20 protein-coding genes are annotated in these 18,151 nt (G+C 57.6%); 4 read left to right on the top strand and 16 right to left on the bottom strand.

What is annotated here, in order from left to right; genetic code table 11:
- Positions 1-22: 22 nt before the first annotated feature.
- From LC334_RS18360 to LC334_RS18390, 7 genes are all read right to left on the bottom strand, one after another.
- Positions 23-559 carry a PQQ-dependent catabolism-associated CXXCW motif protein gene (locus LC334_RS18360; RefSeq protein WP_085801847.1) on the bottom strand — a complete coding sequence of 179 codons (537 nt, stop codon included), beginning with the start codon at positions 557-559 and terminating at the stop codon, positions 23-25.
- Positions 556-1,386: a substrate-binding domain-containing protein gene (locus LC334_RS18365; protein WP_085801848.1), complete on the bottom strand. Its 831-nt coding sequence runs from the start codon at positions 1,384-1,386 to the stop codon at positions 556-558. The genes LC334_RS18360 and LC334_RS18365 overlap by 4 nt, the downstream gene beginning before the upstream one ends.
- A complete protein-coding gene (locus LC334_RS18370; protein WP_217809127.1) occupies positions 1,370-1,909 on the bottom strand; it encodes a c-type cytochrome, methanol metabolism-related in 540 nt (179 codons plus the stop codon). The genes LC334_RS18365 and LC334_RS18370 overlap by 17 nt, the downstream gene beginning before the upstream one ends.
- Before the next feature lie 149 nt (positions 1,910-2,058).
- Complete coding sequence (gene xoxF5 / locus LC334_RS18375; protein ID WP_085801850.1) at positions 2,059-3,861, bottom strand: lanthanide-dependent methanol dehydrogenase XoxF5; 1,803 nt, start codon at positions 3,859-3,861, stop codon at positions 2,059-2,061.
- Between the two features lie 124 nt (positions 3,862-3,985).
- Positions 3,986-4,426 (bottom strand): c-type cytochrome, encoded by a 441-nt coding sequence (locus LC334_RS18380; protein WP_085801851.1) that lies wholly within the window; start codon positions 4,424-4,426, stop codon positions 3,986-3,988.
- Between the two features lie 19 nt (positions 4,427-4,445).
- Entirely contained in the window at positions 4,446-5,279 is an 834-nt protein-coding gene (gene fghA / locus LC334_RS18385; RefSeq protein WP_085801852.1) for an S-formylglutathione hydrolase, read from the bottom strand.
- A 5-nt stretch (positions 5,280-5,284) separates the two neighbouring features.
- Positions 5,285-6,397, bottom strand: a complete 1,113-nt coding sequence (locus LC334_RS18390) for an S-(hydroxymethyl)glutathione dehydrogenase/class III alcohol dehydrogenase (protein WP_085801853.1) — start codon at positions 6,395-6,397, stop codon at positions 5,285-5,287.
- 166 nt (positions 6,398-6,563) lie between these two features.
- Between LC334_RS18390 and LC334_RS18395 the strand changes: the two genes are divergently transcribed.
- The 3 genes from LC334_RS18395 to LC334_RS18405 are packed head-to-tail and all read left to right on the top strand — an operon-like array spanning position 6,564 to position 7,751.
- Positions 6,564-7,181, top strand: coding sequence for a hypothetical protein (locus LC334_RS18395; protein WP_085801854.1), 618 nt, complete (start codon positions 6,564-6,566; stop codon positions 7,179-7,181).
- 48 nt (positions 7,182-7,229) lie between these two features.
- Entirely contained in the window at positions 7,230-7,460 is a 231-nt protein-coding gene (locus LC334_RS18400) for a type II toxin-antitoxin system ParD family antitoxin (RefSeq protein WP_306372164.1), read from the top strand.
- Positions 7,461-7,502: 42 nt separating this feature from the next.
- Complete coding sequence (locus LC334_RS18405) at positions 7,503-7,751, top strand: type II toxin-antitoxin system RelE/ParE family toxin (protein WP_280522445.1); 249 nt, start codon at positions 7,503-7,505, stop codon at positions 7,749-7,751.
- A gap of 146 nt (positions 7,752-7,897) precedes the next feature.
- Here LC334_RS18405 and LC334_RS18410 read toward each other — a convergent pair whose 3' ends face one another.
- The 4 genes from LC334_RS18410 to LC334_RS18425 all read right to left on the bottom strand — a co-directional run bounded on the left by LC334_RS18410 (position 7,898) and on the right by LC334_RS18425 (position 11,768).
- Complete coding sequence (locus LC334_RS18410) at positions 7,898-8,266, bottom strand: cupin domain-containing protein (protein WP_085801857.1); 369 nt, start codon at positions 8,264-8,266, stop codon at positions 7,898-7,900.
- Positions 8,267-8,389: 123 nt separating this feature from the next.
- Positions 8,390-9,790, bottom strand: a complete 1,401-nt coding sequence (locus tag LC334_RS18415; protein ID WP_085801858.1) for an NAD(P)/FAD-dependent oxidoreductase — start codon at positions 9,788-9,790, stop codon at positions 8,390-8,392.
- A gap of 36 nt (positions 9,791-9,826) precedes the next feature.
- A complete protein-coding gene (locus LC334_RS18420) occupies positions 9,827-10,213 on the bottom strand; it encodes a nuclear transport factor 2 family protein (RefSeq protein WP_085801859.1) in 387 nt (128 codons plus the stop codon).
- A gap of 511 nt (positions 10,214-10,724) precedes the next feature.
- Positions 10,725-11,768, bottom strand: coding sequence for a quinoprotein relay system zinc metallohydrolase 2 (locus LC334_RS18425; RefSeq protein WP_085801860.1), 1,044 nt, complete (start codon positions 11,766-11,768; stop codon positions 10,725-10,727).
- Positions 11,769-11,940: 172 nt separating this feature from the next.
- On the opposite strand from LC334_RS18425, the gene LC334_RS18430 reads away from it, so the two are divergent.
- A complete protein-coding gene (locus LC334_RS18430; RefSeq protein WP_085801861.1) occupies positions 11,941-12,738 on the top strand; it encodes a quinoprotein dehydrogenase-associated SoxYZ-like carrier in 798 nt (265 codons plus the stop codon).
- Between the two features lie 161 nt (positions 12,739-12,899).
- On the opposite strand, the gene LC334_RS18435 is transcribed toward LC334_RS18430, so the two are convergent.
- From LC334_RS18435 to LC334_RS18455, 5 genes are read right to left on the bottom strand one after another with little or no spacing between them, the layout of a single operon-like run.
- A complete protein-coding gene (locus tag LC334_RS18435; protein WP_085801862.1) occupies positions 12,900-13,262 on the bottom strand; it encodes a hypothetical protein in 363 nt (120 codons plus the stop codon).
- Positions 13,259-13,954, bottom strand: coding sequence for a hypothetical protein (locus tag LC334_RS18440; protein ID WP_223413066.1), 696 nt, complete (start codon positions 13,952-13,954; stop codon positions 13,259-13,261). The genes LC334_RS18435 and LC334_RS18440 overlap by 4 nt, the downstream gene beginning before the upstream one ends.
- Positions 13,951-16,227 (bottom strand): hybrid sensor histidine kinase/response regulator, encoded by a 2,277-nt coding sequence (locus LC334_RS18445; RefSeq protein ID WP_085801863.1) that lies wholly within the window; start codon positions 16,225-16,227, stop codon positions 13,951-13,953. The genes LC334_RS18440 and LC334_RS18445 overlap by 4 nt, the downstream gene beginning before the upstream one ends.
- Positions 16,224-17,393, bottom strand: a complete 1,170-nt coding sequence (locus LC334_RS18450) for an FIST N-terminal domain-containing protein (protein ID WP_176237750.1) — start codon at positions 17,391-17,393, stop codon at positions 16,224-16,226. Before LC334_RS18450 ends, LC334_RS18445 begins: the two co-directional genes overlap by 4 nt.
- 4 nt (positions 17,394-17,397) lie before the next feature.
- Entirely contained in the window at positions 17,398-18,123 is a 726-nt protein-coding gene (locus tag LC334_RS18455; RefSeq protein ID WP_085801864.1) for a response regulator, read from the bottom strand.
- Between the last annotated feature and the right edge of the window lie 28 nt (positions 18,124-18,151).

The raw sequence follows: 18,151 nt of genomic DNA on the forward strand, positions 1-18,151 counted from the left end.
GGCTTATCCGCGCGGCTTTGGACTAATATCCCGGTTCCGGCTCGATCTCTTCCAACGGATAGTCTTCGAACTGCCACATATCTGTGCCTTCGGGGTACCAGTAGACTTGGCTGTGCCCGTATTCCAGCGCGCGTTTCGCGGCGTTCCAGCTCATCCAGCATTCATCCAGGCAGAAGAACAGCACGGGCTTATCCTTATTGCCGCCCGTTGCCTTTTCCAGCCCGGCGCGAAAATAGGCATGGGTGACGTCGGCAATGTCGCCATAGCCAACATTCGGCAGCCAGATTGACCCCGGGATCGAGTGGCGTGGCTTTTCGCGCCAGATCGTGCCTTCGGGCAGGTTGTCCGGTTTGGGCGCGCGTGGAAGGACGTCGACAAAGGCGGTTTCGCCTTCCTGCCACAGCGCGTAAGCCTCTTTCGGGCCGACAACAGTGGCGCCCTGCAGCGTTGCAGGCACCAATGCGCGATAATGATCCGTCCTGTAATTTTCGGGTTCCGGCACGGTTTCGGCAATGGCGGCCAGAGGCAGACACAGTGCCAATGCCAGCGCCCGGATCATTGTGCGAGGTCCAGCATCTCGGACCCCATATCAGTCAGGAGCGGCACACCGGCTTCTACCAGAATGCCGTTGATTTCATCCTGATTGCGACGGATCAGCGAATTGAGCTTGCGCTGCCAGACCTTTTCGCCCTGACGTACGCCCATAGTGATGCGGAAAAACAGCCGCGGCGGCAATGTCTCTTTCAGCAGTGGCGTGACCTGCAGATCGGGGAAGTCTGATTTCACCAGTGGCCCGGCAATCGGCCCCCAGAGCAGGGCGGCATCAATCTCACCGGCGTTCAGGTCTCCCAGCATGTCGACAATGGGCGATTCATGGCGGCGATCCACCACCAGGTTATAGGGCCGTGCCTTGGCAATCAGCCCGTTGCGCGCCAGGTGGGTGGCGGGCGGAGATCCGGCTACGATGCCGATGCTTAGCCCTTTGAGCCGTTCATCCGAGAGCGCATCAACCGCGGCAATCTCATCTGCTTTTCGCGTCACGATCGTATAGGCGGAGGTAAAGTAATGATTGGTGTTCAGCACCATCTCATGCCCCTGGGCGTAGCCAATCACCAGGTCACATTTATTCGCCCGCAGGGTGTTGCGGATGAACCCGGTGGCCATTGGATACCATTCGTATTTCAGCGGCAGATCCAGTTTGGCGGCGACAAATTCGGCCAGCTTGTTTTCGAATCCGTTGCCAGCCTTGTCGGACATCGGCGCATTGGCGGGATCGGCGCAGACCCGTAGGCTGGATTGCGATACCAGATCCGAGGTTTGCGCCGCCAGAGGTGCCGCCGACAGCAGCGCCCCGATCAGCAGAAGGGTCCTAGCCCAGGCAGGCATTTTCATCTTCACGGATCACGTCCGATTTCGGTTCCTTTTTGCCGGGGCGGCCGCGGGCAACCGCATCTGTGCCCCGTGCCTTGAGATAAACATAGATGTCGTCAAGATAGCACATCACGTTCGGGTTATCGCCAAAGGCGGGCATGACCGAGTTTTCCGAACTGCTGACCACCTTGCGGCCGTTCACGACCACGTCGACGAAATCGTAGTAGTCCATTTCCATCGCGGAGATTTTCAGCGCGGGCGCATAGGTCGACCCTTCGCCTTCGGGGCCGTGGCAGACATGGCATTCCGAATGATAGCGGCGAAAACCCGAATAGGTCCGCCAGTCAATCGTGCCGTCTTCGGCTACGTTATAGGTGGGAATATCGTCTTCGGTGAAATACCGGCCGTCCTCTTCGTATGCGACAGCGATATTCGGATCGTCATCAGCCTCCTGCGCGCTTCCGGGGTATCCGGTGAGAATTAGGGCGGCGGAGGCCAGCAGCACAGCGGTCAGGCGCATGGGTGTCTTACCTTTCATCAAAAGCGTCCCGGTGAGTTTTGCGAGACGCTTGTTTTCTGGTGCGCGGGTCCTGCGCGCATACTAAGTATTTTCACTCGTCTTCAAGCGAGTGGTTGGCGCAGCATGATGCCGCGCCAACCCTTGGTTTACCAGTCTTTACCAGCCTATCAGTTCGGCAGGCTGAACACGGTTAGCTGACCACCCAATGCGGTATAGTCGCTGAGCGCGGCATAGCCGCCCACGGCACCCAGACCATCATTCGGGTTTGTCAGACCGGCCGCAAGGCCAATCCCGGCCCAGCCACCGATGCCCGACAGGATGGCGACATATTGTTTGCCGCCATGGCTGTAGGTCATCACGTTACCGATGATACCCGAGGGGGTTTTGAACTTATAAAGCTCGTCACCCGTTTCGGCATCGACGGCCTTCAGATAGCCTTCGAGCGTGCCATAGAACACGATGTCACCCGCCGTGGCCAGAGCACCGGACCAGACCGAGAACTGCTCGGGCAGGGACCACTTGATCGACCCATCAGTGTTGTCCCAGGCAATGAAGTTACCCATCCCGCCATGGCTGTCGGGGGCCGGGTACATGGCCAGGGTTGCACCCACATAGGGCTGACCAGCGGTATAGCTGACACGGAACGGTTCGTAATCCATGCAGACGTGGTTGGTCGGCACGTACATCAGCTCGGTTTTCGGCGAGTAGGCAGCGGGTTGCTGGTCTTTCGATCCCAGAGCCGCCGGACAGATGCCGGTGGAGTTGACGTCTTCGCCGTTCTGCTCGGTCGAGTACTGAGCCACGACTGCGGGACGCCCGTAGGTGTCCGAGTCCGGGTCCATGTCCACGCCCGTGGTCCAGTTGACAGCAGGGTCGAATTTTTCGGCGACCAGCAATTCGCCCGACACACGGTCCATGGTATAACCCAGGCCGTTCCGGTCAAAGTGCGTGAGAAGCTTGCGCATCTCGCCGTCGATTTCCTGCTCTGTCAGGATCATTTCGTTGATCCCGTCATAGTCCCACTCGTCATGCGGGGTCATCTGGTAGAACCATTTTGCCATGCCGGTATCGGCATCACGCGCCATGATGGTCATCGACCAGCGGTTGTCGCCGGGCCGTTGGGCCGGGTTCCAGGTCGAGGGGTTGCCGGTGCCGTAGTAGATCAGGTTTTCTTCGGCATCGTACGAGTACCAGCCCCAGGTGGTGCCGCCCCCGATTTTCCACTGATCACCTTCCCAGGTATTGGTGCCCGAGTTTTCGCCGACAGGCTCGCCAAGATGGGTGGTGGCGTTCGGATCAACGAGGATGTCGCTGTCTGGGCCCATCGAATAGGCGCGCCAGACCTGACTGCCATCTGCAATGGAATAGGCTGTGACCGACCCGCGAACACCAAATTCACCGCCGGAGATACCCACGATGATCTTGTCGTTCACCGGCAGCACGGTGGCGGTATTGGTTTCGCCAATCGCCGGATCGCCGTTTTTGACGCTCCATTCCACGGCACCTGTTTCCGCGTTCAGCGCAACTACTGTCGTGTCGGCCTGATGCAGGAAAATCTTGCCTTCGGCATAAGCCACGCCACGGTTGACGGTGTCACAGCACATCACCGGAATCACATCCGGATCCTGCTTGGGCTCATATTTCCAGAGGATCTTGCCGTCATTTGCCAGATCAAGCGCATAGACGATATTGGGGAACGGCGTGTGCACGTACATCACATCGCCAATCACCAGAGGCGAGCCTTCATGCCCGCGCAGAACACCCGTCGAAAACGTCCAGTCAACCCGCAGGTCACCGACATTGTCACGGTTGATCGTGTCCAGCTCAGAATAGCGCTGGTTCTTATAATCGCCGGTCTGGATGACCCACTGGTTCGGGTCCTCCATCATCGACGACAGCCCGTCATTGGCAACGGCCATACTGGTCGTTCCCAATAACAGGCCTGCTGTTAAGGTTAGAGTTTTTCTCATATTGTAACCTCCCTAAGGTAAGTTTGCAGACCGCATTTCAAGTTCGCTCCGCATGTGCTCCGTGTGAGCACTCCCGGCCGGGGCGTGGGGCCATCGGTCGGGAAAGGCCACCTCAACAGGCAGCTCATTCTATGGTCTCGCCTTCGAATTGTGCGAGATAGGCGATCACGTTGGCGCGATCGTCTTCCTTACGTAAACCGGCAAAAGTCATCTTTGTTCCCTTGATGAAATCTTTCGGTTTGGTCAGAAACTCAGCCAGCGTTTCAGGATTCCAGACCAGCGTTTCAGCGTCGGCCTTTTCCATCAATGCCTTGGAATACTTGAATTCGTCGGACGCTCCGGCAGCCTTGCCCAGAATGCCGTTCAGCACCGGGCCGGCCTTGTGTTCAGCGCCTTCGCCGACCGCATGGCAGGCCTTGCATTTGCGAAACACCTTTTCGCCCGCTGCGGCATCGCCGTTGATCTCAAACGCCACCTCCCCGGCGGTATCATCGCTGCCAAAACCCGCACTGCCGAAGGCAACAGCCATCAGGCAGGTGGTGATCAGCAGGGACGTGCGTTTCATGTCGGGTCTTCCTTTGTACCTAACTCATGCCGTGCAGCCGTTCGGCATGCCAGGCAACGTGATCTTCTCCGAAACTTGCGACGAAGAAGTAACTGTGGTCGTAATTTGCGTGTGTCCGCAGAACACAGGGCTGACGGCGGGCTGCGGCGGCTTCGGCAAAAGCCTGCGGTCGCAGAAGGTCGATGAACTGATCATCGGCGCCCTGGTCGATCAGGATATCACCGTGCCAGCCGTTTTCCGTGATCAGAACCGTGGCGTCATGCTGGGCCCAGGTGCATTCATCGTCACCCAGATAGCTGCTGAACTGCTTGCGCCCCCAGTCGGATTGCGTCGGGTTCAGGATCGGTGAAAAGGCAGAGACAGAGCCATAGCGCGTCGGGTTGCGCATGGCGATGGTCAGTGCTCCGTGCCCGCCCATCGAATGCCCTGTTATACCATGGGAGTCGTTGATCGGCAAAGCGCCTTGCAGCAATCCGCGCAATTCCTTGACCACATAATCATACATCTGGAAATGCGGCTTCCACGGCGCCTGCGTCGCATTGAGGTAGAAGCCTGCGCCCTGCCCCAGATCATAGGCTTCGTCATCGGCCACACTGTCACCCCTCGGCGAGGTATCGGGAAACACCAGCGCTAAGCCATATACGGCGGCATGCTGCTGTAACCCGGCTTTCGTCATAGCGTTTTCATGAGTGCAGGTCAGCCCGGACAGATACCAGAGAACTGGCACTGACCGGGAGGACGCTTGCGGTGGGAGATATACCGCAAAGGTCATATCGACGCCGCACACATCGGAGGCATGCGTGTAAACCGCCTGCTCTCCCCCAAAACATGAATTGCGCGACTGAAGCTCCATCGGGATCAGAACTCCACCACCGCGCGAATGGATTTTCCTTCGTGCATCAGATCAAACCCATGGTTGATCTCTTCCAGTTTCAGGTTGTGGGTGATCATCGGATCAATCTCGATCTTGCCCTGCATGTACCAGTCGACGATCTTAGGTACATCCGTGCGCCCTGACGCCCCGCCAAATGCAGTGCCGCGCCAGACCCGGCCGGTGACAAGCTGGAAGGGGCGCGTGGCAATTTCCTGCCCGGCCCCCGCAACGCCAATGATGATGCTTTCGCCCCAGCCCTTATGGGCGCTTTCCAGCGCTTGGCGCATGACGTTCACATTGCCCGTGGCGTCAAAGGTGTAATCACCGCCACCACCGGTCAGTTCGACGAGATGGGCAACGATATCGCCATCAACTTTGGTGGGGTTAACGAAATCGGTCATGCCGAAGTGGCGGGCCATCTCGGCCTTGCCGTCATTTACATCCACACCGACAATTTGATCGGCTCCCGCCAATCGCAGGCCTTGGATGACATTCAGGCCGATGCCGCCCAGGCCAAACACGATCCCGGTCGAGCCAATTTCGACCTTGGCGGTATTGATTACGGCACCAATGCCCGTGGTCACGCCACAGCCGATATAGCAAATCTTGTCGAACGGTGCGTCCTTGCGCACTTTGGCCAGTGCAATCTCGGGCACAACCGTGTGATTGGCGAAGGTCGAGCACCCCATGTAATGATGTATCGGCGTGCCATCGAGCATCGAAAACCGCGTTGTGCCGTCTGGCAGTAGCCCTTGCCCCTGGGTCGCCCGTACCTTCTGGCACAGGTTGGTCTTGGGGTTCAGACAGTATTCGCATTCGCGGCATTCGGCCGTATAAAGCGGGATCACATGGTCGCCCACTTCAAGCGAGGTCACGCCCTCGCCCAACTCAACCACCACACCGGCGCCCTCATGACCCAAAATGGCGGGGAAAATGCCCTCTGGGTCGTCGCCCGAACGGGTAAACTCATCCGTATGACACAGGCCCGTCGCCTTGATCTCCACCAGGACCTCACCAGCCTTCGGGCCGTCCAGTAGAACGTCCATAATCTCAAGCGGTTTGCCGGCCTCAAGGGCTACGGCGGCGCGTGTGCGCATGGGGAATACTCCGTTCAAAATGATTCAGTGCCGGTCCCCCGGCTGACCTAAATAGCGTATAGGCGCGCGCTCGTGTCCGGCAATTAAGACATTGGTTGGTATTGGTCCCCGTAGACATCGGCACCGACCCCGCTACACTTCTGTTTCAATCGGAAGGAGACCTGACATGCGTATCGCTTTTTGCATTCTTGCCGGCATTGTGGCGGCCATTTCGGTTGGTCCGGCACCGGCGGCGGATTTTTCCGATCCCGAATGGCCCTGCATCCAGCGCAAGGTGGAACGTTTGTCGCTGGGTATCATGTGGGCCCAACCGGTACCCGACGGTCCCTTGCCCGACGATCTGCGTGAGGTCGCACAGGATCTTGTAGGTACGCTGGTCCTGCGCCGTGTTCCGATCGAGGATGCGGAAACGCTGATCGATCAGTTCGTTGCGGAAACACCCAGGGCAGATAACGGCGTGCTCGGGCAAATCTTCCGCGATGTCTTCACACGGATCGACAATGAACGCGCACGGCTGATCGGTGGCATCTCGCGTTATTCCCTGGCGCAGATTGACGCCGCCAGGCGGATTGACGACCTGCGGGTCAAGATGGACTTGTTGATGGCGCAGGACGAACCCGATTTCGACCAGGTCGACGAGATCGAAGAGCAGCTTGACTGGGATCAGCGGATTTACCGTGACCGCCAGCAATCACTGACCTATGTCTGCGAAACACCGGTACTGATGGAAAAGCGCGCCTATTCAATCGCACAAGCGCTGGCGAAGCATCTGGACGCACCGTGAAATCTTGACGAACTTTGCCAAAACACCCAATTTTCCCTTATGGCTACGATGAACGTCTGCCTCCCGCACCCGATGAAAGACTGGGTGGAGTCGCGCACCAAAAATGGCCGCTACAGTAATGTCAGCGACTGTGTCCGTGACCTCATTCGTCGGGATCAGTTTCGCCAGCAGGCAATCGAAGAGATGCAAGGTGTGATCGAGGACGGTCTGAACAGCGGCGAGGCGCGGAGCTTTGATATGTCTGCCTATCTTCTGGACAAGACCGCCGGAGCAGGCTGAGTAAACCCTGAGATCAGGCTGCGCCCGCAAGCCATTGCCGATATCTGGATCTACACCGAAACCAACTTAGGATCCGCCCAGGCGGTCACCCATCTGACTGCGCTGGACGCAGCGTTCAGCCTGTTGGCAGAGTTTCCCGAAATCACCCGCAAACGCGACGGGTTCACGCCGCCCGTACATATCCATCCCCACCGCGAACATCCGGTGATCTATCGGCGCGCTGAATGGGGCATCGACATCCTGCGTATCATGCATAAACGCACCAACTGGTCAGAATTGTTGACCGAGTAGGTTTGGGTGAATCAATGGCCCATCGTGGTTGAACAATAGGCTGATCATTTTTGAGGCCGACAATCCGATATCTCGGTCTTGATCGACTGCTATGCTGCACACATCTAAGGTGTTCGTTGTAACGACTGCTTTGAATTTACCGTCCGTTAAGCCTTGGAATAGTCGCGTATAACGTAGTGCTTGGTTGTAGTTTCAATCACATTCCAAAAACCAGAAAACCCGTTTGGGATAAGAAAAGCATCTCCGCCGCGGAAAGTTTGGATGTCGCCGTCGTCAGATATCAGTTCTACGTGACCAGAAATGATGTAGCAGAATTCGTCACGGTCCGAGAATGCAATCCATTTACCTGGTGTGCTGGTCCAGGTCCCTGACAGAAGGCTGCCATCAGGGCTGACAAACAACGACCTCGTCTCATGTTGCGGATCGCCTTCGACCACGCGGTCAGGTAAATCCGCAAGCCGACGGTTTGTGGTCGTTCCGCCGTCGAGCTGAAAGTTAATCACATTGGGCGCCATGCTCTTCGCACTCCTGGTTCATTGCTGCTCTAAAGCAGATCGTTACCGTGTTCTTGGGTGCGCGGGGCAAATTTAGCGCCACGCTCTTCGATGGCCACCCTCAAGGCCGCCCACGCCCAAAGCCTACAGGATTTCATCCTTTAAATAGTAATACGGGTACATTACGCGCTGCCCGAGCCGCCTGAATGGCGTCAGGATGCCGTGACTTGGCAACGCCGAGTTGAAGATCGGCAGTTCAGGATCAAGCTTCTTGCCAGCAACGAGCTGTGCAAGCCTTTTGCCCGCCTGAGCCGAATACATCACGCCATTGCCACCATAGCCCATAGCGTAGAAGACCGTGCGATCAGGGTCAGGTTGATAGATGCGCGGCATCATGTCGTGGCTGACATCCACCCATCCCCACCAGGAATAGTCCAGATCGATATCGGTCAGTGCCGGGAATTTACGGTGCAGGCCCTTGCGAAGCAGCGCAAGGTGTTTGGGGTTTTCCGCGTCTCTGCCGGTGATGGCGCTTCGACTTCCGATCTGAACACGACCATCCGGCAAATATCGATAATAGTGCCGCAGCGTCCGCGTATCCGTTAGCGGTGAATGCGTTTGGAAGCCACATTCCGCTTTTTCGTCGTCCGTCAGTGGACGCGTCACGATCGAGTTTGACAGTATCGGCATCAGCCGATGCTTGGTCCGATAGTTCAGACCGGGCGGTGTGTATCCCGCCGTGGCCAGAGCTACGGCCTTTGCACGGACTGTCCCCCCAGGTGTCGTCAGATGATGCACCCCGTCTTTCACTCTCCAGCCCATGACCGGACTGGCGGTGTGAACAGCAGCGCCTAGTTTCCGGGCGAGCCGAACATAACTGAACGCCAGCTTGCCGGCGTGAATGCACGTCCCGTCGGGTTCCCACATGGCACCGTGCGCTTCCTGATCACGCAAATGATTTTCATGAAGCTCTTCGCGCCCGATCACACGGCTACCATAGCCGAATGTGTCGTTCAGAAGCTGGCTCTCCTTCTCGAGGACGGGCATGACCTTGGCGCGGTGCGCCAGATAGAAATGACCGCCGGGCTGAGGATCACAGTCAACATCATCGGACCCGATCAGATCATTAAACAGCTCAAAGGCTTCGCAGACTTCGGCATGCATCTTCTTTGCAATGTCAACGCCCCAACGCTGAATCCACTGCGATCGTTTCAACCGCCCGGATGAAATCTGAGCCTGTCCTCCATTGCGAGTCGAGCAGCCCCAGGATACCGTATTAGCCTCCAGAACGGTCGCCTTTATGCCGTGTTCTTTGGCCAGATGTATGGCCGTCGACAGCCCGGTATAACCGGATCCGATGACAACGACATCAGCGTCGATGTCCCCAGATACAGGACCATCGTCTTCGGGCGGGTTACCGGCCGTTCCAATCCAATAAGTTGGCGCATGATCGCGGTTGTGCCCCGGGCCAGCATCAACCATGGGATCATATTTCGGATCATAAGATGCTTTGGGCCAGTGTCGGGGGCGTAATTTATCAGGCATTGTTCCCATCCCTCATCGCACGGATATGGCGCGTTATCAGGTTTTGAACGCAGGACGTGCTTTGCGCAGTGCTTGTTTGACTATGATCTTGCCGTCGCGCAGCGTGAACAGATCTGCACCTTGTGCCTCAACCCGCATGCCATTTTCGTCGGTTCCCGAAAAAGTCCATTCAGAAACGGCGCGATCTTCGTGCACAAAGTGACTGTGGTGATCCCAGTGCGCATCTTTCATTGCGGCCCAAACTGCGGAAAAGGCCTGTGCGATAGCATCGGAACCTTCGATTTTTGCACCAAAAACCTCAGGCCCGCCAACTGTATAGAAAACACAATCATCGGCAAAGCATTTCATGACACTGTCCACATCGTGTCGGTTGAAAGCATCAAATGTGTCTGCCAAATCTTGAGCTGTCAGCGTTGCGGTCATTTTAGAATCCTCCAAACAGCAGATATTTCGTCAATCAGAATTCAGGCAAATCGCCAGATCCTGAGAGGTGATGTCGTTAGAACTTTTTTTATCTGAACCGCTTGTGTCGATGGCCCAGAGGCTGCCGTCTAATACTATTGATACCAATTTTCAGTAGGGCCAAATAGTGCGGAAGCACCAGTCCAGATCTGTATCCGGTCCATGCGTGCTACGACAGTTTGATCATCAAACAATTGATTGAACTTGTTGATTTGACCAGCGGCGAAGAAACCGAGAACGTCGTACAAACTTCTGTGGCGGCGCCGAAAATGGTAACTATCCTATGATTTGCCAAAGAGGTCGAAGGAGGCGTGGATCTCCCAATAGATACGGCGATCGCGAATTTGCGAATCACTGGGGTATAGCGTCGATCAACGAGGTTTAGCCGACATATGAGCGAGCGCAGCGAAAGTCCGGGAAATCCGCTCTGCAAACTAACGTCGGCTAGCCGTCTCCATTGAACCCGCCCCGGTTACTCCCATTCAAGCTCGGTATACGCCACGGTTGCATTTCGCGGGTTAAACAGGTCGAACAGCTCCCATTTGGACATTTCGCCCGTTGCCACCTTCTCTACCGCTTCCGCCAGGCTATCGCCGCGGGCGATGGCTTCGCGGGTCTCGTCTACCAGCACATCAAGATAGCCGGCAAGCGCCCCACCGCCGTCAGGCCAGTCCAGCACCGGACCACCATGGCCGGGCACGATCTGCGTATAACCTTCAATCCCCCGAAGGTCGGCCAGCACCGACTGCCACCCCAGCACCGACCCGTCCAGCGCCGGCGTGTGGACGTGAAACACCAGATCGCCGGTGAACAGCGTGCCGGTTGTCACATCTCCCACCGTCAGGTCCGAGCCGGTATGAGAGCTGGGCCAGGCCCGCAGCTCCAGCACCCGCCCACCCAGATCCAGCGACATGCTGCTTTCAACCGTCACATCGGGCAGCAGCACCCTAGTGCCGATAAATGCCTGTTTCCCGATCAGGCGGCCAAAATTATCAAGATAGGTCTGCGCCCGGTCGGTCAGCGCGCGGCTTAACCCGGCATGGCCAACCACTTCGGCGCCGGCGGCAGCAAAGACCGACGCGCCCAACACGTGATCGGGATGCATATGGGTCAGGATCACATGACTGACCGGCAGATCGGTCTTGGCCCGAATGGCACGATAGAGGGCCTCGCCTACCTGTGCCGCTCCGCCCGCGTCAATCATCGCAACGGAATCGCCGCCAATTACGAACCCCGCATTGCCGACATCACCGCCATTCTCGGGTGCCGCATCGCTGATGACTGCACGATGTGCAAAGACACCCGCAGCGACCTCCTCGACACGGGCAACAGGGCCAATGGGTTGGCAGGTTATGGCGCCACGCTCGATCCCCTCGGCCAAAGTCGGTACAGGCGGCCGATCTGCAAGTGCTGCTTCACAAGCGGCAAGCGCCGACGCTTCATATCCCGGCAGCAAAACCGGGCGGCACAGCGCCGGGTCGGCAACCAGACAGGCCATAATGACGGCTTCAAACATGGGAAAACCCCTTTTTTGCTTGCCCCGGCACTTTCTTATTTTTTTCACGTCCGCGCGACCGATCCTTAAGGAGCATTTCAGAAATACGGGTTTTGTGCTAGAGAGCGCGCAACAGCGCGTCTTTCCGCAATGTTGTGACCCAACCTTGCGCGAAGCGCATTAGGAGGCCGATATGAAACATCTGATTGCTGCATCCGTGGTGGCATTACTCGCTCAGGGTGCATTTGCGCAGGATAATCCGCTGACCGAAAGCCCCACTTGGGAGGATCTTCGGGTAGACCTGATTGGAGAGGTAACACCGCAGGATGGGTCTGGGCTGTTTGAGATTGACGCCCCCTACCGCGCCCATGATGCCGCGACAGTACCGATCCGCATTCACCAGAGCGAAGATGCCACCCCGATCCGCGAGGCGATGCTGGTGATTGATGAAAACCCGGCCCCGATGGCGGCGGACCTGACTTTCGGGGATGCCATGGCCCCGCTGGATTTCGAACTTCGCGTGCGGGTGAATCAGTATTCCAACGTGCGTCTCGTCGCCGAGACAGAGACCGGCACCTATATGAGCGGGCGTTTCGTGAAAGCTTCAGGTGGGTGCTCTGCCCCGGCCTCCCGCGATCCCGAAGTGGCGCTGGCCAATATGGGCAAGATGCGACTGAAAACCTTTGACGACGCGCCCAAGATGTCGGGCCAACGGCGTGAGGCGCAAATCATGATCCGCCATCCCAACTATTCCGGGCTGCAGCGCGATCAGGTGACGCAGCTGTTCATCTCGGCGCATTTCATCGAAGAGATGGAAGTATTCCAAGGTGAAGAGAAGCTCTTTACCCTCACGGGCGGCATCTCGGTCAGCGAGAACCCGGTGTTCCGCTTCGGCTATCGCGATAACGGTGCGCCGACGATCCGCGTACGCGCGGTGGACACTGAAGGGAATGTGTTCGATCAAACACTGCCCAAATTCGCCGAAAGCTGACCGGTATCCACTATTGCAAAAGTAAAATGCAGGGCTGCGTTTCCGAGGGCAAAATGTGGAGCGAGGACCGCTGAACCACGGTTCTATCAACATCGTTTTCTTGTAGTGCGGTTATTTAGACCGTGCTCTACAAGACCCGGTCTGTTTCGATGGTCCGTGTCTTATTGCTGAAAACACAAGATTTCCGCTTCGGCCTGTGCCCGGCGCAAATTGGCGACAATTTCCTTGGCCATGGCGGCGGTGCGGAAGATCGACATACGTTCGCCCCCGGTCAGCTGCATCGACAGAACCGTTTCCGCCTCGACATACTGATCATAGGTCAGGATCGTGGCGATATGGTCGATCGAGCAGGCGCATTTCAGCAGAATGTCACGCTCCTGCCCGTTTGCCGCCATACAGCCGAAGACATAGTCGGCCCGTGCCGCCGTCGGATAATCATTCAGCCGCTCGGCCACGGTTTGCCCATTTGCCATGCTGCCGACAGCCAGCAGCCCGGCCAATACCAGGCCTGCCCTGCCAATCATTGAGCAGCCTCCATCCCATGCAATGTCAGCGCATTGCGATAGCTTAGCCCATCCTGATCACCCGGCGCGCTGGCTTCAAGCGACAGGTACCAGCCCGGCACGTCTTCAGACATGGTGAAGGTCAGGGCCAGATCGGCATAGCCACGCAGCTTCTCGCGGTTTTTGTCGTTTTCAAACGGTCTCAATGTCACGGTTTTGACGGCGATATCCCGGCCATTATAGGAGAGGGTGGCATCGTTCACCGGGGCATCCTGCACCAGTGAATCCTTGATACGGTTGCGGATGTAGAACGGGCTGCCGCCCGCCTCCTGCGCGACGTCTCGCAACACGGTTTCCACGAAATACATGATCACCGGATTGCCAACCGTCGCCGGGAACTGACCAAGATTGCGGTGCCTGGTGTCCTTCACAAAACGCAGCCGCGCCATGTCCTCGGGTTCAAAACGCAATTCAATACCGCCGGTATTGCGGTCGGCATATTCGGCATTGCCGTCAATCGCCACCTCGCGGCCATAAAGCAGCATTTCATCGCGTGGCAGCCCGTCCAGCGTGCCCATGCGGAATATCAGGTCATAGGGCTGTTCTGCTGCCGCCGGGACAGCCAGAAACAAAGTGAGAAGCAATGCGCGCAGATATGTCATGTATCCATCCTCTGTTGCCACCCAGCCTAGCCCGCACTGGCGCGAGGTCATTGCAGACTTTCGTCGGTATGCAAAAGATGTGCGGAACTGGGCATGCGCCGCGTTTTCCAGTCTATCAGCGGACGCAGGCGGGATAGATTAACCGGCTTGGTAAGCACGGAAAAGCTATGTTCGGCCCCGATTTCCTTGATCGCCGCATCCTGATTGGCGGTGATCATGATCGCAGGGATATCGATGCCGGTTCTTTCACGCAGGGCCAGAATGGAACGCAGGCCGGTATCACCATCATCCAGCTGATAGTCGGCCAGGATGATATCCGGACTCATGCCAATATCATCCAGAAGACGCACGGCTTCCTCGGTCGAGCTGGCGCCAAGCACCGACGCCCCCCATTTTTCCAGCCGTTGGGTCATGGCAAAAAGAACGCCAGGGTCGTTTTCTATCAGCATGACGATTAGATCCATCTCGGAATCCAGCGTCTTGGAACGGTCCACCGGCTCGGCGGGCTTGGCCACGTCCTGCCCCACCATGGGCAGGGTTATAGAAAAGACCGAGCCCATCCCCGGCTTTGACCGCACCGTCACCGGATGATCCAGAAGCGCACAGGCCCGGCTGACGATGGACAGGCCCAACCCCATCCCAAATCCCGCACCGGTACCGTGATCCACTCGGGTGAATTCCTGGAAAATGCGAGCCTGATCTTGTTTAGCAATGCCGATACCGGTGTCCCATACCTCCAGCACAACCTTGTCGCCGCGGCGGCGACACCCCACCAGAACCCGGCCTTCCCTTGTGTATTGAATCGCGTTGTTGATCAGGTTTTGCACCGAACGGGCCAGATAGCGCCTGTCGCTGCGCACGTGCAGGCGGGTTGGCACCACGTCCAGACACAGGTCCTTCTGATCGGCCAGCGGTTGGATATCCCCGGCAATTTCCAACATCAGCGCACCCAGATCGAAATCCGTCAACGACAGCTTGGTATCCACCGAATCCAACCGGGAAATGTCCAGCAGCGCGTGCAGCAGCGTTTCCATTGAATGAAACGAACTGTCGAGGCGGTGCACAGTGTCCTCCAACCCGGTGCCCGGCGCCATATCGGAAAGCGAGGATATCAGCAGCTTGGCCGCATTGATCGGTTGCAACAGATCGTGGCTCGCGGCGGCAAAGAAGCGGCTTTTGGAGGTCATTGCCGCCTCGACCTCGGCCTTGGCGACGCGCAGGTCCTCTTCCACGCGGGCTTGTTCAACGTATTGGCTGCGCAACACGTGGTTCACCTTGGTGAGTTCCTGGGTGCGGGCGCGTACCCGGTCTTCCAGCTCCTGTGTGGTCTGGAATTGCGCCGTGACGTCCATCACATTGACGATGCAGCCGCCATCGGGCAGCGGATGAACATCGATGTCCAATACCATACCATTGTTATGCCGCACCCTGACATGCAGGGTGTCCGCCCGGCGCAGGTAACGCATCAACCCTTCGAAATTTTCCTGCGGGAAAGCGCGGGGCAAGTGCCTGGCATTCAGATACTCGACGATCTGCGCATAAGACGTACCCGCGCGGGTCAACTGCATCGGCAGGCTCAGCAGGTCGGCAAACCGTGCATTGGTCAACAGCAATGTCCCATCCGCAGACAGCGTACACACCCCCTGCGGCATATTATCGAACGTGGCTTTCAGGAAATGCTCCTGCGCGTCGATCAGCCGGTTTTTCTCGAGCCGGTTTGACCGCACGATGGCGGTGATCTCGGTCTGCAGCACCGCGGTGTTGTTATGGCTCGTGCGGCGATAGCTGATCACGAACCAGCGATCATTCTTGAGCGCGAAAACAAAGGGAGGTGCCGCATCGGCATCATCGCGCAGCGCCACCCCGGCAACGTTCAGCCGGTCCGCCTCCTGGCGTGGAGTAATGTCGCGACTGTTGCCCACCAGCTTGAAATAGTCGTTCAGGCGCAACCCCGGATCAATCGCGTCGCGTACGTCCGGGATCAGCATCTTAAAAAATTCGTTGAACACCTGCAGCCGCCCGTCGGTGAAAATGGCAAAGCCACCTTCCATCGATTCCAGCGCATCTGACAGGCTGACCTGCGTGCGTGACCGCGCCTGTTCGGCATTTTCCAGGTCGTCGCTGGCGCGGCCCAGCGTGCTAAGCGCCGCTTCCAAATCGCGGGTTTTTTCAGATACTTTCGATTGCAGCGTAATCGCCGACTGAAACAGCGAATAGGCCGTGTTGCCCAGTTCGTGGCTCTGATTGGCCCGTGCCATCAGCGCCTTGATGATCTTGTCCTGCTTGACAATCTGGTCTTCAAGCGGCTGGTCACGGTCGATCACAGGTCAAACTCCCGTTCCGGCGGATAAAAGGCGATGCCGACAAAGGTCTGGTTCATGTGAATGCCACCAAACTGTTCGCCATACGTGTTGAACCCCACCACCCGGTTTTGCCGCAACACGCTGGACGCGGCATCGCGCAGCGATTTCTGTTCGATTTCAAGCCGTCTGAGCACACAGTCGAAACCCAGCACGAAACCCGGCTCTTCGCCATTGCGGTGGCAGGCCCTCAGCTCGCCTTGCATGGTCTCGATGATTTCCTTGCCACGCCCAAGTGCCAGGATCAGCCCGTTTTCAATGGCCGACAGGAACGTCATAGAGCCATCCTCCAGCACCTCCTGAATGGCGCGCACATGATAGCTTTGCATCGCGCGCACCAGCACGGGATTTTCCGCAAACACGGTGGGTGACAACTCGTCGATACTGTAACCGGTCAGGCGGGCATATTCTTCAGCCGCCGGAGAGCCGTTGATCTCGTGCACGATCCGGTCTTCAGGATTAGCACTGGTCACCACAAGCTGCGTATCGGTGGCGGTGAAATGATCGAAGCGCACGGTTTCCAGTTGCAGATTGGTCTCGACCAGCAACAGCAGGGCGGCATTTTCGTGGAACGCGCCATCATGCAGAATATAGGTCACATCATAGGACAGCCCGCGTCCGGCCGAACCGCCAAAGACTGGAATATCCCCCAGACCGGCATCCAGAGCGGCGACCAGCACGTCTTCCTGCTTGGACAATCCGTCGGCAAAGGTCAGGGCAAAATGCCGCCAGTTCGCAGTCGAGCGAAACCGTGTGGCCAGCGTTTTGGCCTGAAGCGCGGTTTCCTGGATCGACACCGGCTTGAGCGGGCAGATCAGCGTGGATGTGCAGCGGAAATGCGTCCGGGGAAATCCGATCAGCAGCAACGCCTCGTCTTCGTAACCTTGCGGCGTGATCTGCCCTCCGCTGGTGCATCCAAAAACCGGCGTACCCGGCAGCTTTTCGTTCAGCGCCTCAGCGACCGCCGTGTGATCCAGCGATTCCGGCAGGAAGGCCAACACGAAACAATGCCCCCATGTGCCAAGCTGCTGCACGGCCTCGTCCACCGCACCGATAGCGCCGTCATTTCTTGAAACACCGACCGAGATGATCCGGACCGATCCATCCATCTCTTCAGGATGGCGGTTCATCGCGTCAACTCAGCATCGCGCGGGTATTACTGTCCGACAGCGTATCGTGACGATCCAGATCCACGCTGTTTACCAGCACCGCCGCTTGCGTGCGGTTGCACACGCCCAGGCGACGTAACAGCGCCGTAATATGCGCCTTCACCGTGGCCTCTGCCAGCGACATTTCATAGGCAATCTGCTTGTTAGGCTTGCCAGCGCAGATCAGATTCATGATCCGGGTCTGCTGTGGCGTCAGATCGGCAATACGCTGCGAAATCTCGTGCAGGCCCGGTGCGTTTACCTCGCGCGGACGGGTAACCGGCGAAAATCCCGGCGGCGTGTATTTCGAGCCGAACTTCACCCGTTCCAGCGCCTCGGCGATCACGGTTCGCGGGGCGTCCTTGGGGATAAATCCGGCCGCCCCTGCGTCCATCAACGCCTGAATGGTCTGGTCACAGGAATCCGCCGAAATCACCAGAATCGGTACATCCGGCAACTTCTCGCGCAGCTTGATGAACCCGCTCAACCCGGTCACATCCGGCAGCCGCAAATCCAGCATCACCAGATCCGGCACCAGCCCATCGACCAGCGCATCAAGCGCTTCGGTAAGGGAATTAACCGTCCTAACTTCCTGAATCTCGAATGCCGTCGAAAGCGACCCGGCCATCGCATCGCAATATAACGGATGGTCATCAATCACCAAAGTGAGTTTGATAGACACAGCTTTTTCGTTTCGCTCAGTTTGACCCATGCGAACTCCTCCCGGTCAATAGGTTAGC

Origin of the sequence: Roseovarius aestuarii, assembly GCF_019966515.1 — a bacterium.
GTDB lineage: Bacteria > Pseudomonadota > Alphaproteobacteria > Rhodobacterales > Rhodobacteraceae > Roseovarius > Roseovarius aestuarii.

Coding starts and splice junctions, on each gene's coding strand:
- LC334_RS18360 (WP_085801847.1), bottom strand. CDS start 559: ATGATCCGGGCGCTGGCATTGGCACTGTGTCTGCCTCTGGCCGCCATT.
- LC334_RS18365 (WP_085801848.1), bottom strand. CDS start 1,386: ATGCCTGCCTGGGCTAGGACCCTTCTGCTGATCGGGGCGCTGCTGTCG.
- LC334_RS18370 (WP_217809127.1), bottom strand. CDS start 1,909: ATGAAAGGTAAGACACCCATGCGCCTGACCGCTGTGCTGCTGGCCTCC.
- xoxF5 (WP_085801850.1), bottom strand. CDS start 3,861: ATGAGAAAAACTCTAACCTTAACAGCAGGCCTGTTATTGGGAACGACC.
- LC334_RS18380 (WP_085801851.1), bottom strand. CDS start 4,426: ATGAAACGCACGTCCCTGCTGATCACCACCTGCCTGATGGCTGTTGCC.
- fghA (WP_085801852.1), bottom strand. CDS start 5,279: ATGGAGCTTCAGTCGCGCAATTCATGTTTTGGGGGAGAGCAGGCGGTT.
- LC334_RS18390 (WP_085801853.1), bottom strand. CDS start 6,397: ATGCGCACACGCGCCGCCGTAGCCCTTGAGGCCGGCAAACCGCTTGAG.
- LC334_RS18395 (WP_085801854.1), top strand. CDS start 6,564: ATGCGTATCGCTTTTTGCATTCTTGCCGGCATTGTGGCGGCCATTTCG.
- LC334_RS18400 (WP_306372164.1), top strand. CDS start 7,230: ATGAACGTCTGCCTCCCGCACCCGATGAAAGACTGGGTGGAGTCGCGC.
- LC334_RS18410 (WP_085801857.1), bottom strand. CDS start 8,266: ATGGCGCCCAATGTGATTAACTTTCAGCTCGACGGCGGAACGACCACA.
- LC334_RS18415 (WP_085801858.1), bottom strand. CDS start 9,790: ATGCCTGATAAATTACGCCCCCGACACTGGCCCAAAGCATCTTATGAT.
- LC334_RS18420 (WP_085801859.1), bottom strand. CDS start 10,213: ATGACCGCAACGCTGACAGCTCAAGATTTGGCAGACACATTTGATGCT.
- LC334_RS18425 (WP_085801860.1), bottom strand. CDS start 11,768: ATGTTTGAAGCCGTCATTATGGCCTGTCTGGTTGCCGACCCGGCGCTG.
- LC334_RS18430 (WP_085801861.1), top strand. CDS start 11,941: ATGAAACATCTGATTGCTGCATCCGTGGTGGCATTACTCGCTCAGGGT.
- LC334_RS18435 (WP_085801862.1), bottom strand. CDS start 13,262: ATGATTGGCAGGGCAGGCCTGGTATTGGCCGGGCTGCTGGCTGTCGGC.
- LC334_RS18440 (WP_223413066.1), bottom strand. CDS start 13,954: ATGACCTCGCGCCAGTGCGGGCTAGGCTGGGTGGCAACAGAGGATGGA.
- LC334_RS18450 (WP_176237750.1), bottom strand. CDS start 17,393: ATGAACCGCCATCCTGAAGAGATGGATGGATCGGTCCGGATCATCTCG.
- LC334_RS18455 (WP_085801864.1), bottom strand. CDS start 18,123: ATGGGTCAAACTGAGCGAAACGAAAAAGCTGTGTCTATCAAACTCACT.